General features: G+C 62.2%; 14 protein-coding genes. 7 read left to right on the top strand and 7 right to left on the bottom strand.

What is annotated here, in order from left to right:
• Together sufB and LDN85_RS11190 are read right to left on the bottom strand one after the other, a co-directional pair.
• Positions 1–1,464 (bottom strand): Fe-S cluster assembly protein SufB, encoded by a 1,464-nt coding sequence (gene sufB, locus LDN85_RS11195; RefSeq protein WP_026540641.1) that lies wholly within the window; start codon positions 1,462–1,464, stop codon positions 1–3.
• Positions 1,464–2,285 (bottom strand): helix-turn-helix domain-containing protein, encoded by an 822-nt coding sequence (locus tag LDN85_RS11190; RefSeq protein WP_043432181.1) that lies wholly within the window; start codon positions 2,283–2,285, stop codon positions 1,464–1,466. Before LDN85_RS11190 ends, sufB begins: the two co-directional genes overlap by 1 nt.
• A 109-nt stretch (positions 2,286–2,394) precedes the next feature.
• Between LDN85_RS11190 and LDN85_RS11185 the strand changes: the two genes are divergently transcribed.
• From LDN85_RS11185 to LDN85_RS11175, 3 genes are read left to right on the top strand one after another with little or no spacing between them, the layout of a single operon-like run.
• Complete coding sequence (locus LDN85_RS11185; protein WP_026540639.1) at positions 2,395–3,360, top strand: ABC transporter ATP-binding protein; 966 nt, start codon at positions 2,395–2,397, stop codon at positions 3,358–3,360.
• Positions 3,357–4,121, top strand: coding sequence for an ABC transporter permease (locus tag LDN85_RS11180; protein WP_026540638.1), 765 nt, complete (start codon positions 3,357–3,359; stop codon positions 4,119–4,121). The genes LDN85_RS11185 and LDN85_RS11180 overlap by 4 nt, the downstream gene beginning before the upstream one ends.
• 47 nt (positions 4,122–4,168) lie before the next feature.
• A complete protein-coding gene (locus LDN85_RS11175) occupies positions 4,169–5,125 on the top strand; it encodes a COX15/CtaA family protein (protein WP_223943125.1) in 957 nt (318 codons plus the stop codon).
• On the opposite strand, the gene LDN85_RS11170 is transcribed toward LDN85_RS11175, so the two are convergent.
• The 4 genes from LDN85_RS11170 to LDN85_RS11145 are packed head-to-tail and all read right to left on the bottom strand — an operon-like array spanning position 5,122 to position 9,533.
• Positions 5,122–7,104 (bottom strand): ABC transporter ATP-binding protein/permease, encoded by a 1,983-nt coding sequence (locus tag LDN85_RS11170; RefSeq protein ID WP_223943124.1) that lies wholly within the window; start codon positions 7,102–7,104, stop codon positions 5,122–5,124. The genes LDN85_RS11175 and LDN85_RS11170 overlap by 4 nt on opposite strands.
• Positions 7,101–8,258, bottom strand: a complete 1,158-nt coding sequence (locus LDN85_RS11165; RefSeq protein WP_223943123.1) for a peptidoglycan-binding protein — start codon at positions 8,256–8,258, stop codon at positions 7,101–7,103. Before LDN85_RS11165 ends, LDN85_RS11170 begins: the two co-directional genes overlap by 4 nt.
• The gene (locus LDN85_RS21930; protein ID WP_263422062.1) at positions 8,245–9,150 is read right to left on the bottom strand and encodes a hypothetical protein; all 906 of its coding nucleotides are present in this window, start codon (positions 9,148–9,150) and stop codon (positions 8,245–8,247) included. Before LDN85_RS21930 ends, LDN85_RS11165 begins: the two co-directional genes overlap by 14 nt.
• 2 nt (positions 9,151–9,152) lie before the next feature.
• Positions 9,153–9,533: a peptidase inhibitor family I36 protein gene (locus tag LDN85_RS11145; RefSeq protein ID WP_026540633.1), complete on the bottom strand. Its 381-nt coding sequence runs from the start codon at positions 9,531–9,533 to the stop codon at positions 9,153–9,155.
• 222 nt (positions 9,534–9,755) lie between these two features.
• Here LDN85_RS11145 and LDN85_RS11140 point away from each other — a divergent pair, with 222 nt between their 5' ends.
• A complete protein-coding gene (locus LDN85_RS11140) occupies positions 9,756–10,298 on the top strand; it encodes a TOPRIM nucleotidyl transferase/hydrolase domain-containing protein (RefSeq protein WP_223945460.1) in 543 nt (180 codons plus the stop codon).
• Between the two features lie 200 nt (positions 10,299–10,498).
• On the opposite strand, the gene LDN85_RS11135 is transcribed toward LDN85_RS11140, so the two are convergent.
• Complete coding sequence (locus LDN85_RS11135) at positions 10,499–11,461, bottom strand: heme o synthase (RefSeq protein ID WP_026540631.1); 963 nt, start codon at positions 11,459–11,461, stop codon at positions 10,499–10,501.
• Between the two features lie 427 nt (positions 11,462–11,888).
• Here LDN85_RS11135 and tkt point away from each other — a divergent pair, with 427 nt between their 5' ends.
• From tkt to LDN85_RS11120, 3 genes are read left to right on the top strand one after another with little or no spacing between them, the layout of a single operon-like run.
• Complete coding sequence (gene tkt, locus LDN85_RS11130) at positions 11,889–14,015, top strand: transketolase (RefSeq protein WP_223943119.1); 2,127 nt, start codon at positions 11,889–11,891, stop codon at positions 14,013–14,015.
• Between the two features lie 31 nt (positions 14,016–14,046).
• Positions 14,047–15,165: a transaldolase gene (gene tal, locus LDN85_RS11125; RefSeq protein WP_026540629.1), complete on the top strand. Its 1,119-nt coding sequence runs from the start codon at positions 14,047–14,049 to the stop codon at positions 15,163–15,165.
• 6 nt (positions 15,166–15,171) lie between these two features.
• The gene (locus LDN85_RS11120; protein ID WP_026540628.1) at positions 15,172–16,803 is read left to right on the top strand and encodes a glucose-6-phosphate isomerase; all 1,632 of its coding nucleotides are present in this window, start codon (positions 15,172–15,174) and stop codon (positions 16,801–16,803) included.
• Positions 16,804–16,816 lie beyond the last annotated feature (13 nt).

Below are 16,816 nucleotides of genomic sequence, written 5' to 3'. Positions count from 1 at the left end.
TTAACCGACGGACCCTTCCATCTGCAGTTCAATCAGGCGGTTCAGCTCAAGAGCGTATTCCATGGGCAATTCCCGGGCGATCGGCTCAATGAAGCCGCGCACGATCATGGCCATGGCCTCGTCTTCAGGCATGCCGCGGGACATCAGATAGAAGAGCTGCTCTTCGCTGACGCGGGAAACGGTGGCCTCGTGGCCCATGACAACGTCATCCTCGCGGATATCGATGTACGGGTACGTGTCCGAACGGGAAATGGTGTCCACCAGGAGGGCGTCGCAACGGACCGTGTTGGCCGAGTGCTTGGCACCCTCGCGGACCTGGACCAGGCCGCGGTAAGCTGCACGTCCGCCGCCGCGGGCTACGGACTTGGAAATGATGGAGCTCTTGGTGTTCGGTGCGATGTGCACCATTTTGGAGCCGGTGTCCTGGTGCTGGCCTTCGCCGGCGAATGCGATGGACAGCGTCTCACCCTTGGCGTGCTCGCCCACGAGGTAGACGGCCGGATACTTCATGGTCACCTTGGAGCCGATGTTGCCATCGATCCATTCCATGGTGGCGCCCTCTTCGCAGATGGCACGCTTGGTGACGAGGTTGTACACGTTGGTGGACCAGTTCTGGATGGTCGTGTAGCGGACGCGGGCGCCCTTCTTCACGATGATCTCCACAACGGCGGAGTGCAGTGAGTCCGAGGTGTAGATCGGAGCCGTGCAGCCTTCGATGTAGTGGACGTAGGAGTCCTCGTCGGCGATGATCAGCGTGCGCTCGAACTGGCCCATGTTTTCGGTATTGATGCGGAAGTAGGCCTGCAGCGGGATATCCACGTGGACGCCCTTGGGCACGTACACGAAGGAACCGCCGGACCATACGGCCGTGTTGAGCGAGGCAAACTTGTTATCGCCCACCGGGATGATCGTGCCGAAGTACTCCTGGAAGATCTCCGGGTGCTCGCGCAGTGCGGTGTCCGTGTCCAGGAAGATGACGCCCTGGGCTTCCAGGTCCTCACGGATCTGGTGATAGACAACCTCGGACTCGTACTGTGCGGCGACACCGGAAACGAGGCGGCTGCGCTCAGCTTCGGGGATGCCCAGTTTCTCGTAGGTGTTCCGGATGTCTTCGGGAAGGTCTTCCCACGTTGCCGCCTGCTTCTCGGTGGAACGCACAAAGTACTTGATGTTGTCGAAGTCAATGCCGGAGAGGTCTGCACCCCAGGTGGGCATGGGCTTGCGATCGAAGTACTTCAGGCCCTTGAGGCGCAGGTCGAGCATCCATTCGGGCTCGTTCTTCTTCGAGGAGATGTCGCGGACAACCTCCTCGCTGAGGCCACGACGGGCATTGGCGCCTACGTCGTTCTTGTCGGCCCAGCCGTACTCGTAGTTTCCGATACCGTGCAGTTCGGGATTCTTCTCCAGAATCTCCGAGATCACAGTGCCGTCAGCTACCGCTTTCTCTGCTATTTGGTCCGTCATCACGGCCTTTCTTGCTGGTTGTTTGATTCCTGGTACGGGTTCCCGGACTGCTCTGCGACATCCAGGGATGCCGTGGCAGCCGGGCGCCCGGTAGGTATGTGGGTGGTGCAAACGTGTCCGCCCTGCGCCAACGTTGAGAGGCGCCGGACGTCAACGCCCACCAAACGCGAGAAGACCTTGGTCTCGGTGTCGCAAAACACCGGGAACTCCGCGGCGAGCCGCTGGATGGGGCAGTGGCCCTGGCAGAGCTGGACGCTGGACAAGGCAGCCGGCAACGGAGCCTTGGCCTCAATGGAGTGCGCAGAAGCAACGAAGCGATCCCGGCTCAGGGCCTTGGACAATGCCCTGGCACGCGCGGTGATGTCATCTCCAGCGGCCTCTACCTCGGGGGCGTAGCGCCGTTCCATGTCCGAGAAGCGTTCCTCGGCATATTCACGGACGGCCTCTTCGCCGGCGAGTTCCTGGAGACGCCGGAGCGCGGAGCTGGCAATATTCAGGTAATCGTCGCCAAGGGTGGACTGCCCTTGGGAGCTAAGGACGTAACGGCGTGCGGGACGTCCCGCGCCGGAACCGGCCTTGGCAACGCGCTTGACCTCAATGACGCCGCTGCGCTCCAGGTGGTCAAGGTGGCGGCGGACTGCCGCGGGCGTGAAGCCGAGAAGATCTCCGAGCTCCGCTGCGCTGACCGGGCCGTTCTCCAGAACGGCGCTCAGCACGCGGTCCCGGGTCCGGTCATCCGCGTCCGGCAGCGTCGGCGGGGCAACATAGGCCCCTGCCGCTGCAGCATGCCGCTTTGAGGGCATGGAAGTTGGACTGCTCATGGAATACACAACACAATCATGTCGTAATTTGTTTCATGCATCCAGTAAGGCAAGACTGACCTCAGCTGCCCGCCAAGTGTGACCCTACTACTTCACGTAGAATACTCTGGTGCGCTCACCCGAATCCCCTGTCCTCACCATAGACGGACTCATTAAGGATGTAGGCCCGTTGGCCTCCCTTGACGGAAAAATGCTCCGGGTGGTCAGCGGAGTGTCCCTGGTCGCCGAGCGCGGCCAAGTGACCGCACTCCTCGGTGCCAATGGGGCAGGCAAGACCACCACCCTCGAATGTGCCCAGGGGCTCCAGAAGCGAACCGGCGGATCTATTTCGCTCCTGGGTTCGGACCCTGATAAAGCCGGCGCCGGGTTGCGGTCCCGCGTAGGCGTGATGCTCCAGGACGGCGGGCTGCCGCCGTCGGCCCGTCCCATACCGCTGCTGCGGCACATCGCCGGCATGTACCAAAACCACATGGACCTGGACGCGCTCGTGGAACGGTTGGGAATCAACCAATTCAGCAGAACCAGCGTGCGCAGGCTCTCCGGCGGCCAAAAGCAACGCCTGGCCCTGGCCGCTGCCTTGGTGGGCAACCCGGAAATCCTCTTCCTTGATGAACCCAGCGCCGGGCTGGATCCGCAATCGCGCCAAATGGTCTTCGAGCTGATCGCCGAACTTCGCGATGCCGGCATGGGAATTGTCCTCACCACACACCTCATGGACGACGCCGAGCGCCTCGCCGACTACGTCTACATCATCGACGCCGGCCACAACGTGGTGGAGGGAACCGTCGCCGAATTGCTCAGCCACGGTCCTGCCTCGGATTCTGCCGTTACGGACCGGACGCTCTACTTCGATGTGCCCGGCGGCCTCGACTTCACGGGCGTCTTGGGGGCCGGCCTCCAGCTGACCGAAACCCGCTCCGGAAGCTACTCCATTACCGGTGCGATCACGCCAAAGGACCTTGCGGCTCTGACTGCCTGGTGGGCGGAACGGAACATCATGCCGGCCTCGCTCCGGTTGGAAGCCCGCAGCCTCGAAGACGTGTTCCTTGATATCTCCGGAAGGGACCTCCGATGAGCAAGCTCCTCTCCCCCAACGCGGGGCCTGCATCGCTGCCGCGCCGCATCATGCAGCAGGGCCGCTACGAAACCATTGCCATGCTTCGGAACGGCGAACAGCTGATCCTCGCGATCGTCCTGCCCTTGATGGCTTTGGTCGGACTGGTAGTGACTCCGCTGCTGGATGGGCTCGGGGGTTCGCGTGTGGACGTTGCCACGCCGGGCATCCTTGCTCTCTGCGCGATGTCCACGGCCTTTACCGGCCAAGGCATTGCAACCGGCTTTGACAGACGCTACGGAGTGCTCCGGTTCCTGTCCACCACCCCACTGGGCAAGGGGGGCCTGATCGCCGGCAAGATCCTCGCCGTACTGGTGGTCCTTTGTCTGCAGGTACTGGTGGTTGGCGCCATTGCCGGCGTCCTCGGGTGGCAACCCAGGCCAGAGGGCTGGCTCCCAGGACTCGGATTGCTGGTTCTGGGCGCTGCCGCCTTTACCGCGCTGGGACTATTGGTCGCCGGTACTGCGCGCCCGGAAGCTACCCTGGCCATCACCAACCTCCTGTGGATCCTGCTCGGAGCTTTAGGCGGCATAGTGGTGCCGTCCGAACGATTGCCCGCATTGCTTCAAGGCATAGTTCACTTCCTTCCTTCGGGGGCCTTGGGTCAGGCACTGCGTGACGCTCTCCTTGCAGGCACTGTGCCCTTCCCCGCCGTCCTCGTTCTTTTGCTGTGGACGGTACTTGCCGGCGCCGCAGCCATCCGCTGGTTCAAGTGGAACTAATCCAACCGGGCACCACCAACAATGCAGAACTGAGAAGTGAGAAAACTGTGAGCACGGCATCGCGCCTCCCAAAAACCATTCAACGGTTCACGTCCAAGTTGCCTACCGAAGTCAACAAGGCAGTACGCCGCCTGGCCTTGCTGTCACTCATCGGGCAGACAATCCTGGTGGTGACCGGTGGTGCCGTGCGCCTGACCGCTTCAGGGTTGGGATGCCCCACCTGGCCGCGATGCACCAACGACTCGCTGGTCAATACACCGGAAATGGGCATCCACGGATTCATCGAATTCGGCAACCGCCTGCTGACATTTGCCCTCGCGGCCGTCGCAGCGCTCATGTTGGTGTACTTGTGGAACCTCCGTAAAGAGCGGCGCGACCTCTTTCTTCTGGCCCTGGGCCTCCTGGCGAGCATCCCGGCCCAGGCCATCATCGGCGGCATCACCGTTTTGTCCGGGCTCAACCCGTGGGTTGTGGGCCTGCACTTCCTGGTATCCATGGCTCTGGTGGTGTTCTCCACCTTGCTTGTTAACCGGGCCTACGGCCGAACCGGTGGCTTCATGAACCGGACCCTCCCGGGCCTGCCCTCCGTCGCACGCCCCGTGATGCTGGCTGTCGCCGTCTTCTCCGCACTCTCAGTGATGCTGGGCGTCGTAGTCACTGGCGCCGGTCCCCATGCCGGCGACGCTGATGCCCCCCGCAACGATCTCGACTGGGACCTCTTCTCGCACATCCACGCCGTTCCGGCTTACCTCATCACCGCCGGCACACTGTTCGCTGTGTTCCTGGTGATCCGCGGCAAGATCGGCGGCCCGTTCCGAACGGCGGCCTACCTTCTGCTGGGCGTAACACTGTTGCAGGCAGTCATCGGCTTTACCCAGTACTACAACGGAATCCCGGCGCTGCTGGTTGGTGCGCATATGTTCGGTGCCGCAGTGCTGATGAGCGCGGCCACCAATGCCGCCGACCTCGCCAAGCACAGCCCGGTCCGTCAGCAGATCTCCTAACTCCGGATCAGTTGCGCCGGGTTGGAACGCATGGCCAGCACTGCCGGATACACAGCCGACAAGGTGCCACTGGCCAACCCCGCCGCTATGCCCCACAGCGACGCGTACCAAGGGACCACAGCCGCCCAACCTTCACTGGATGCGTAGGCCAGCACAGCACCCATCCCGACGGCTGCTCCTCCAGCCCCGCCGAGTACTCCCACCACGGCGCCTTCGGTCAGGAACATTAGGGCGAGCACTCTTCGACGCATACCCAAGGCGAGTCGAAGCGCAATTTCGCTGGATCGCGCCAACACCCCCAGATACATGGTTGTCCCTGCGCTCAGGCAAGCCATGGCGAGCAGGATGATGGACACAACGGCAACCAGTCTGCCGAGGTCCGTATTAATCCCCTGTTTGAGTTCCCGAAGATCGGCCACTGTTTGAACCTCTACGTCGCCGGGTTCAGCCGGGTTGAGCGCTTTTGGGAGCGCCTCGGCAATGGCCGCCGGCATCCCTGGATCAGTCCGAAGGACCAGGCTTGCCGCCACATTGCCGGTCAAATGGTAGGACCCGATCCCCACCATGATTCCTGACGGCAGAAGCGGGTCACGGCCGGGGTCCCCAATAACGCCCACCACCGGGACTGGCTGGCCATACAGCCACACCACGACGCCGGGACCTGGCTTTGCGACTCCCAGTTCCTTGGCAGCGTTCTGACCCAGGATTGCGACGGGACCACCGAACGATTGGTCGAGCAGGGCAGCATCACCGTAGGACAGGGTTGCGCCTTGGAGCCGAAGGTAAGCAGAGTCGATGATCCGGACTGCGCCGTTGAAAGCCGGTTGTTCAGGAAACGACGCGGGCCGAAAGGTGGATGGCTGTACCACTGACGATGAGAGTTCGGCGATGACACCGACGTCATGCACTCCGGAGAGCCTTCTGGATGCATTGAGGTCGCTGTTGACGGTTTCCCACGATGGATAACCGGCCGAACGCGTCACCCTGACTTCGTCGCTAGCGGCTGCATCGATCCGCGTGGACACCTTGACTGAGGCACTCTCGCTTAGTCCGATGGCCGCAACCAACCCTCCGCTGCCAAGGAGAAACGCCATGATCAGAAGTAGGGCTTTGGCTGGGCGGACGGTCAACCCGGAGAACGCGTCGGCAACGGCATCTGCTGCCTCACGGCGCAGGCTCCGACCGAAGGCACGTTTGCTTTCGGGGCCTTCTGTTGTGGGTGATGGAATGCCGTCTGTTGTTGGTGCTGGAATGCTGTCCCTGTTGTGGCCGGTGTCCATGATGATGGCTCCGTCGCGCATGGTGATGATGCGGTCCGCGGCTGACGCAACGTCGGGATCGTGGGTCACCAAGGCCACAGTGGTACCGGCATCACTAAGCTCCCGGAGATGCTGAATGACGATCTGGCCGTTCCCGGTGTCCAGGCTGCCTGTGGGTTCGTCTGCGAGGACAACCTTTGGTGCTCCGATCACTGCCCGTGCGATAGCCAGACGTTGGCGCTCTCCCCCGGACAACAACGACGCCGGTGTTGCTGCCCTGTCTGCGAGCCCGAACTTCTTCAGAGCGGGCATGACCAGTTGTTTCTGGACCTTCATCCCTATTCCCCGCACACGCAGTCCCAACACGGCGTTGCGGGCCGTGGCATCCCGGCCCACCATATGCGATTCCTGGAAGACGAAGCCGAAAACATCGGCCCGTAGAGCCGCCTTCTGCCTCTCGCTGAGATCTGCGACGTTGAGATTCCTGATCCGATACGAACCCCCCGAGGGTGTATCCAGGAGGCCGAGGACGTTGAGCAGTGTGGACTTTCCCGAACCGGATGGGCCCACAATGGCCACGAATTCCCCCTCGTGGATATCGAGGTCCACTTCCTTCAGCGCCTTCGCGCCGGGGAAACTGCGGTCAACACCACGCAGGCTGAGGATTGGCACGCGCTTCGCATGCAAGGACGTTTCCCGGGCTGGCAGAAGCGCATTCATTGGAGTTTCACCTGATCCCCAACAACCAGGCCGTCCACGTCAGCGATCGCCGCCCACCCATCCACCTGCGCGGTAACCCTAACGACTACGCGGCGGGGCTCGCTGTTCCCTTCAACCAGGAGATACGGTGTCCCACCGTCCTGGCGAATGGCGATGAGGGGAACGGCGAGGGAATCTGCAGCCGCACCACCAGCGGCAATGGTGACTGATTGGCCGGCAGCGAATCCCTGCGTCCCCGCCGGCAACGCTACGGTGACATCTTTTCCAGGGATCTCATTCTTGCTTTGGTCACCCTGCAGGAAGTCGCTGACATGAACCACTGTGGTGTCCAGAACTGTTGAACCGGCCCTGACCGTTACGGGCGTACCCGCCACGAAGCTCTCGGCCTGGACAACGTCTGCGCGGGCAACAAAGGAGTCGTCAGCGATCCTGATCCGGGCCACGACCCCGTCCTCGGCCAAGATGGAACCGGGTCCGGCGATGGAAGCTACAGTGCCAGTATCACCGGGGACCTGGACAAATTCCCGCCAGCGAAACATGACATCCAATGGGCTCCTCGATGCCGCATCACCAGCTTCCTCCTGCGCGAGCGAAACGGGGGCTCTAAACCCAGCGGCCTGGTACCACGATGCCAGTGCCTGCTGAGTAGCCCGGTCAAAGGTTCCCGTTATGGCGCACGCATAACCGAAGCCCGCCAAAACCCCTTGTAGTGCCTTGACATCGGGGCCCGAGTCGTTTGGATTGATGTCCCGATACAACGGCACGCTGCTGGGTAGTATCAACAGCGGCCTCCCTGAGACGACCGCCAGTAATTCACCGGAAACCACGGGGCTCCCGGCCTCTTTTGCCACGTCGGTCACCACCAGTCTGTCGACGCCGGCTGCGGGACTGGCCTGAAGGTTTGTCTCGGCTCCTGGAACGACTTTCCCCGAAAGAACAACCTGTTTGGCCACCACACGGCGTTCTACCGCAGCCGAAACCGGAACCACCGATGCAGGGATCGGTGTGGACTTCGCCCCTGCTGTGGTCGATGTTCCTGCCCAGTAAGCGCCGCCCAAACCTGCCAGCACCACCAGTGATGCAACGAGGATCAGCCACGACCGCGGGACCCGCCGCAGTCCGCGTCCAATCAGCTGCAACTCATAGTCTTGCATCAGCAACGCCGTGATCCCGCAAAATCTGTTTGGCACGCACCACGGCGTCCGCCTTCTCTTCTGCCAAGGCGTTGAGTTCGGCCTGATGATCCATCATCTGTGCGGCCTGGTATTCAGCAAGGATGTCGTAGGGTTTCCTGGCCCCGCCACTGGCGTCCTTGCAGTCCAAATCCAAGAGGGCAACCCGTATCCCATCCTCCCTTGATCCGCTGGATTGCAAGCTCCACGAACCCTGTTCCGAAAGTTTGATGCCTTTGGTGGCCAGGCATTCCTCCCAGCTCTTCCGGTAAGCCAAGTACTCCGAATCGAGCTCTGTCAGTGCCACGGCGTTCCGAGTGATTTGATTCTGCAAGGAGGCATCACCAGCCAGGCCGTCCAGGAGTTCGGGTAGTCCGGCCCTCCCCACCGAATTACTGCACTTTGTTTCCGCCGCCTGATGGTCGGCGCTGAGTGCGGGGCGCTCGGGTTGTTCGTCCATTACACCTGGAATTTCGCGGATCTCCGGCATGGCACCGTTTCTGGCGGCCAACGGGCGGGACCACTGTCCATACCTACCGTCCTGGAGGGCCTTGCCACCGCCTCCCCACGGAGCCACCGTGAACCCGGCATCTTCCACGCAATCGTAAATGAGGAATGCCACCGCCGTATTGACCAGGACGTTCTCACGGTCTGAGTACCAGTAAGCACTCATGGGAAGGACAACTTCGCCGGTGCTTTCCTTGAGGTCGGCCTTGGCTCCTGCTCCGGCCGCGCGATCCACTGCAGGCAGGCTGACCGTCGTCGTTGCGGTGGGAGACGGTGCCGGCGGGCCCGAACAGGCCACGCCGGCGAGCACGACTACAGCCAGTGTCGCCGCGACCGCCGAAACTGAATGAAAAGTGGGAGATCGCACGGCTAACCCCAGATGCTGGAGATTTCGTCATCCCAGTTCACGCCGGCATACATTGACACGCCCCGAAGGTCGTTGACGGCGTTGCCACCCCGGAAGATGACCGAATGCCCTGAGTAGTTAAGATCCCGATACAGATACACGTAGGGCGATTGAATGTTCGCAGGCGGGCCTATGACTATTGAGCTGGCTTTATCGTTTGCCGCGTCACCCACATACGATGCGACCCAGTTATAGGTTCGCTGAGTTCCGGTGAACCAGTAGTTGTCGTAGAGACATACGCGGGCCGTGGAGCAAGCCGGTGCGGCTTGCGCGGCGGTGACTCCGGTTAAGACCGAAGCCGAAGCAACCGTCAGAATGCCGGCTGTACGCAGGAATGCTTTCACTTGTGTCCCCAATGCTTGTGCGCCATGGAACTGCTCTGTTCCACCACGAACACTAGGTTGCGCACGTCACCACCTAGACGGCTTTTGCTCAAACTAGGTGGCGTTCCGGCAAGAATTAGGTGCCGAACAGCCCCAAACTAGGTGCTGCGTTGGGGCCTCTAGGTGCTGGCCATCAGCGACCCGAGGCCAGACATCCTCATCAGCCATACTGGTCATGTGCAGATGACGACAGTGTTCGTGGAAGGCGAGAGCGACCGTCTGGCCGTGAACGCGTTGGCCCACCGCCTTGGTCATGACCTGCAAAAGCAACACGTCAGCATCGTCCCAATGGGTGGGGCCACGAACATTGTCCACTTCCTCGACCGCTACGGACCGCAAGGGGAAAACCATCGACTGCTGGGTCTCTGCGATTCCGGAGAATCCCGGGGCATCACCCGAGCCTTCAGCAGGGCCGGTTTCGGGGCCGCTTCCTTGAACGACCTGGGGTTCCAGGTCTGTGAGGCTGATTTGGAGGATGAACTTATTCGTTGCCTGGGCGTCGATGAGGTGCTCAACGTGATCGCCAGTGAAGGTGAGCTTGGCTCGTTCGAACTTCTCCGGCGACAACCCTCGTTGCGGGGCCGGCCCATTGAGGCTCAACTGCGGAGGTTTTTCGGTGGGCGCAGCGGCAATAAGATCCGGTACGCGCCCCTCCTGGTGTCTGGGCTGCCTTCCGGCAAGGCACCACCCCCGCTGGCTCGCTTGGTGGCATCTTTTGATATGTGAGAGACCGTGGGGCTCAAGCCGGTGGGATGTGAGAGACCGTGGGGCTCAAGCCCGTGGGATGTGAGAGACCGTTGGGCTCAAGCCCGTGGGATGTGAGAGACCGTTGAGCTTGTGGCCGGAAACGGCGACGCCGGCACCGGCCACTAAAGCAAGTGGCGGGTACCGGCGTCGAACTTTCTTGTCACAAAAGTCTGCGGAACCTAGCCGCCGACGATCGCTGAGCCGATGAACGGGTCTACCGCCAGGGCGATGAAGAGCAACGTCAGGTAGCTGATGGAGCCATGAAAGACCTTCATGGCGCCCTTGTTGGAGACGTCGCCGCCCTGTGCACGCTTGTACAACGCGTGGCTCTCGTACAGGAACCAAGCGCCCGCAGCAACGGCCACGATCGTGTAGACCCAGCCGGCGCCGCCAACGGGCACCATCAACAGGGAGCACGCAACCATGGCCCAGGCGTAGAGCACAACCTGGACAGAGACCACCTTGGCGCCGGCAATGGCGCCGAGCATCGGCACGTTGGCATTGCGGTAGTCCTCGCCGTACCGCATGGACAGCGGCCAGTAATGGGGAGGCGTCCAGAGGAAGATGACCATGAAGAGCACGATTGCGGGCCACTCCACAGTGTTGGTCACTGCAGCCCAGGCGATCAGGACAGGGAAGCAACCGGCTGCGCCACCCCACACGATGTTCTGGGCTGTGCGGCGCTTCAGGATCATGGTGTAAATCACCACGTAGAAGACGATGGCACCAAGTCCAAGCCAGGCGGACAGCGGATTGGCGCCGAACCACAAGATGGCAATCGAGGCTGCCCCGAGAATCCAGGCAAAGACCAACGCTTCACGCGGGGTCACCTCACCGGTGACAAGGGGCCGCTTCTCGGTCCGGTGCATCAGCTTGTCGATGTCACGGTCGATATAGCAGTTGAAGACGCCGGCACTGCCGGCCGCAAACGCTCCACCTACAAGGGTGGCAAGGATCAGGCCGATGGAAGGGAAACCCCGCTGCGCGAAGATCATGGTGGGCAAAGTGCTGACCAGGAGGAGTTCGATGACCCTGGGTTTGGTGAGTGCCAGATACGCCTTGAACTTACGGGAAATTCCGATGCTTCCCCGGGCCGGGGACGCGTTAAGGGGCGTATCAGTTGTGCTCACGGCGGCAGTCACTCTGTTCTATGCTCTGGGGTTCTCGCAGCGGCTGCCGTCCCGGTCCTCGAAGCTGACACGGGCGCATGATCCGCTGGTGGCCTCCAAATATCATACCGTGGCCGGAAGTGGACCAATGTCCCCAAAAGTCGTCAATGTTTCCGAAACTTCACCCACCTTCCGGGCCATCGTGATTCATATAAGGGAATTTCTGTCCAGTTAGTGGGATTCCCTGAGTTCCATGACACGTTTAGGGCTAAGCTGTTGAGCAGATCAGCACACGTTGACGATCCGGGAAACCGTATTCTCGGATATCCGTGCGTCTGGATGAGAGATCAACGTTTCAATGGTGAACGGCTGGTAGACACATTGCAGCGGGCGCCATCCTGTGCTTCCTGCGTGCCGTGTCCTTACACCTGCCGTCAGCACAGAGAGGGGCTCGGTTTTCGTGCCACATTTGGAAGAGCAAGAACTGTCATGGACCGATCTGGACAAGAAGGCAGTTGACACCGTTCGCGTGTTGGCCGCTGACGCCGTGGAGAAGGTCGGCAACGGCCACCCCGGTACGGCGATGAGCTTGGCTCCGGCAGCGTACCTGCTGTTCCAGAAGCTGATGCGCCACGATCCCAAGAACCCGGATTGGTTGGGCCGCGACCGTTTCGTACTGTCCCCCGGCCACACCTCGCTGACCCTTTACATCCAGTTGTTCCTCTCCGGCTACGGGCTGGAACTGAAGGATCTTGAGGCGCTGCGCACGTGGGGTTCGCTGACCCCCGGCCACCCCGAGTACAAGCACACCGCCGGTGTCGAAATCACCACCGGCCCGCTGGGCCAGGGCCTGGCATCTGCCGTAGGTTTCGCTTACTCGCAGCGTCGCCAGCGTGGCCTGTTCGACGCCGATGCTCCCGCCGGCGAATCGCCGTTCGACCACACCATCTGGGTTATCGCCTCCGACGGCGACCTCCAGGAAGGTGTCACTTCCGAGGCGTCCTCGCTCGCGGGCCACCAGGAACTGGGCAACCTCGTAGTGATCTACGACGAGAACCACATCTCCATCGAAGACGACACCGACATCGCTTTCACCGAGGACGTCCTCAAGCGTTACGAAGCGTACGGCTGGCACACCCAGCGCGTTGACTGGACCAAGACCGGCGACTACGTCGAAGACGTCCAGGAACTGTACTCCGCACTGCAGGCAGCAAAGGCAGAGACGAACAAGCCGTCCATCATCTCGCTGCGCACCATCATTGGCTACCCGGCACCTAAGAAGCAGAACACGGGCAAGATCCACGGCTCCGCTTTGGGTGCCGAAGAAGTCGCTGCACTGAAGAGCGTCCTCGGCTTCGATCCGGCCAAGTCCTTCGACGTTGACGAAGAAGTCCTGGCGCACGCCCGCAAGGTCCTGGACCGCGGTGCGGAGTCCCGCACTGCATGGCAGAAGAGCTTTGAGGCATGGCAGTCCGCCAACCCTGACGCTGCTGCCTTGCTGGAACGTGTGGAAGCCAAGAAGCTGCCCGTGGGCATCGACGCCGCGCTTCCGGTGTTCGAAGCCGGCAAGGATGTTTCCACCCGCGCCGCTTCGGGCAAGGTCCTGAACGCCATCGGCCCGGTCCTTCCTGAACTCTGGGGCGGTTCGGCCGACCTCGCCGAGTCCAACAACACCACCATTGAAGGCTCGCCGTCGTTCATTCCGACGTCCCGTTCCACGGACGCCTGGAAGGGCAACCCCTACGGCCGCGTACTGCACTTCGGTATCCGTGAGCACGCTGCGGCCTCGATCGTGAACGGCATCTCCCTTCACGGCCGCACCCGCGCATTCTCCGGCACGTTCCTGATCTTCAGCGACTACCAGCGCCCGGCCATCCGCCTCGGCGCACTGATGGGTGTCCCGTCCCTGTATGTCTGGACGCACGACTCCATCGGTCTGGGCGAAGACGGCCCCACCCACCAGCCCGTGGAGCAGCTCGCGTCGCTGCGCGCCATTCCCGGCCTGGACGTTGTCCGTCCCGGCGATGCGAACGAAGTCTCCGCCGCATGGAAGGCCATGCTGGAGAACCACGAGAACCCGGCCGGCATTGTCCTGACACGTCAGAACATCCCCACTTACGCCCGCGGTGAAGGCGAAGCAAGCGGCGACACGTTCGGTTCAACCGCAGGTGTTGCCAAGGGCGGCTATGTGCTGGCCGAGGCATCCAAGGATGGCGAAACCGTTGACGCGCAGGTCATCCTGATCGGCACCGGCTCCGAAGTCCAGCTCGCCGTGCAGGCCCGCGAAGCATTGCAGGCTGAAGGCATCGCTGCGCGTGTGGTCTCCATGCCGTGTGTTGAGTGGTTCAACAAGCAGGACGAGGCTTACCGCGAGTCCGTGCTCCCGGCATCGGTGAAGGCACGTGTCTCGGTTGAAGCCGGCCTGGCCCTGGGCTGGCGTGAATTCGTCGGTGACGCCGGCCGCTCCATCTCCCTGGAACACTTCGGCGCCTCCGCTGACTACAAGCGGCTTTTCAACGAATTCGGCATCACCGCCGAAGCCGTCGCCGCTGCCGCCAAGGACTCGCTCGCAGACGCCAACGCGTAACAGCCTGATACCTCACAACAGGAGAAATCACATGTCTACAACTCCCACACAGCAGCTTTCCGACGCCGGCGTTTCGATCTGGCTCGATGACCTCTCACGCACCCGCCTCGAAACGGGCACGCTGCAGAAGCTCATCGATGAGAAGAACGTGGTTGGTGTAACAACCAACCCGTCCATCTTCCACGCCGCGATCACCGCCGGTACCGACTACGACGCCACCATCGCAGCCAAGGCCGCATCCGGTGCCAGCGTCGAAGAGACCATCTTCGAAATCACCACCACGGACGTGGCCGACGCCTGCGATCTCTTCGCACCGATCGCCGCTGCAACCAACGGTGTTGACGGCCGCGTCTCCATCGAGGTCGATCCCCGCCTTGCCTGGGACACCGAGGGCACCATCGCCGAGGCCAAGAACCTCTACGCGAAGGTCAACAAGGACAACGTCCACATCAAGATCCCGGCAACATTGGAAGGCCTGGAAGCCATCACGGCTACCCTGGCCGAGGGCATCAGCGTCAACGTGACCCTGATCTTCTCCCTGGAGCGCTACCGCGCGGTCATCAACGCTTTCCAGACCGGCCTTGAGCAGGCCAAGGAAAACGGCCACGACCTCTCCAAGATCCACTCCGTGGCCTCGTTCTTTGTCTCACGCGTTGACTCCGAGATCGACAAGCGCCTCGACGCCATCGGTACCGAGGAAGCCAAGGCACTCAAGGGCAAGGCCGGCGTTGCCAACGCCCGCCTGGCCTACCAGGTCTACGAGGAGCTCTTCTCCACCGAGCGCTGGGCCGTCCTGGCTGAGGCCGGTGCGCTCCCCCAGCGTCCGCTGTGGGCCTCTACCGGCGTGAAGGACCCGGCCTACCCGGACACGCTGTACGTGACCGAGCTCGTCGCAGCAGGAGTGGTCAACACCATGCCGGAGAAGACGCTGGATGCCACGTTCGACCACGGCGTAGTCACCGGTGACACCATCACCGGCACCTACGACGAAGCGAATGAGACCCTCAACGCCCTCGAAGCCCTCGGCGTCTCCTACAACGACGTCGTCACCCTCCTGGAGACCGAAGGCCTCGAGAAGTTCGTGGGCTCCTGGAAGGAACTCCTGGCCGACGTCGAAGGCGCCCTCGCCACCGCACGGAAGGCTTCCTAACACCTCATGAGCACAATCAGCTACGACGCCAGCGGTGCCGCGCAGCAGGCCATCGCCCAACACATTGACAGCCTGGTCGAAGACCGGATCGCGACGAGGATTTTCGCCAAGGACCACACCCTGTGGGGTCCGGATGCAGAATCCGAATCCGCTATCCGTCTTGGCTGGGTAGAGGCTGCCACAGTGTCCCAGGCCTTGGTTGGCGACATCCTGGAACTCCGCGATGCCCTCCGCGCCGAAGGAGTGACACGTATTGTCCTCTGTGGCATGGGTGGGTCTTCCTTGGCTCCCGAGGTCATCGCCGGCACCGCCGGCGTCGAGCTGACTGTGCTGGACAGCACGGACCCCGAACAGGTCAGTGCTGCCCTTGAGGAGCGGTTGGCCGAAACGGCAATCGTGGTGTCGTCCAAGTCCGGCTCCACCGTGGAAACCGACTCCCAGCGGCGGGTTTTCGAAAAGGCATTCAACGACGCCGGCATCGATGCCAAGAGCCGGATCATCATCGTCACGGATCCGGGTTCGCCCTTGGACAAGGCCTCGCGTGAAGCGGGCTACCGTGCGGTGTTCAATGCCGACCCCAACGTCGGCGGACGCTTCTCGGCACTTACTGCATTTGGGTTGGTCCCTTGTGGCCTGGCCGGTGTGGACATCCAGGCATTCCTGGATGAGGCGGAGGAAGCTGCAGAGATCCTCAATGAGGACTCCACCGACAACATCGGACTGGCCCTGGGCATTGCCTTGGGCGGCACCAGTCCCTTGCGCAACAAAATCGTCATCGCTGAAGACGGTTCCGGCATTGTTGGTTTTGCCGATTGGGCCGAGCAGCTCATTGCCGAATCCACCGGCAAGCTGGGTACCGGCGTCCTTCCAGTCGTGGCCGGACCGGATTCTCCGGAAGCCCTGAACGGTGCCCCCGACGTACTGGTGGTCCGGCTGGTTGGTGCGGAGGCCGACGTCGAGCTTCGTGGAAACGAGGTCGCAATTGCCGGCGGCCTGGCTTCGCAGATGTTCACCTGGGAGTTTGCGACGGCGGTGGCCGGGCGCCTGCTGGGGATCAACCCCTTTGACCAGCCTGACGTCGAAGCCGCCAAGGTGGCCGCCCGTGGCTTGCTGGATGCCCGCCCCGAGCCCACTCCTGCGGCATTCACCGATGGTGCAGTGGAAGTCCGCGGTGGCAGCTGGCTTGGTTCGGCTTCCACTGTGTCGGAGGCTGTTCAGGCCCTCCTGGGCCAGCTTGGCACCGACGGATACTTGAGCGTCCAGGCGTACCTTGACCGTATTTCCCACGCGCCCCTGGAAGGTATCCGGGATGAACTCGCAGCCATCAGTGGGCGTCCGGTGACTTTCGGTTGGGGTCCGCGGTTCCTCCACTCCACCGGGCAGTTCCACAAGGGCGGACCTGCAATCGGCGTTTTCCTGCAGGTTACTGCAGCGTCCTCCACCGATCTGGAAATTCCGGACCGGCCGTTCACCTTTGGCCAGCTTATTGCCGCCCAGGCCTCGGGCGATGCCCAGGTGCTGGAAGGCCATGGCCGCCCGGTTTTGCGCCTGCACCTCACAGAGCGTGCTGCCGGCGTAAGCCAACTCCAGGAAGTCGTCGCTGCGTTGGCCGGCCAGGCCAGCGCACTCGAAAGCTAAGGCACAGAACCAA

Origin of the sequence: Arthrobacter sp. StoSoilB20 (genome assembly GCF_019977295.1) — a bacterium.
In the GTDB taxonomy this organism is placed as follows: domain Bacteria; phylum Actinomycetota; class Actinomycetes; order Actinomycetales; family Micrococcaceae; genus Arthrobacter; species Arthrobacter nicotinovorans_A.
Note: the sequence above shows the minus strand (reverse complement) of the source record. Positions and strands in the feature narration are given on the sequence as shown.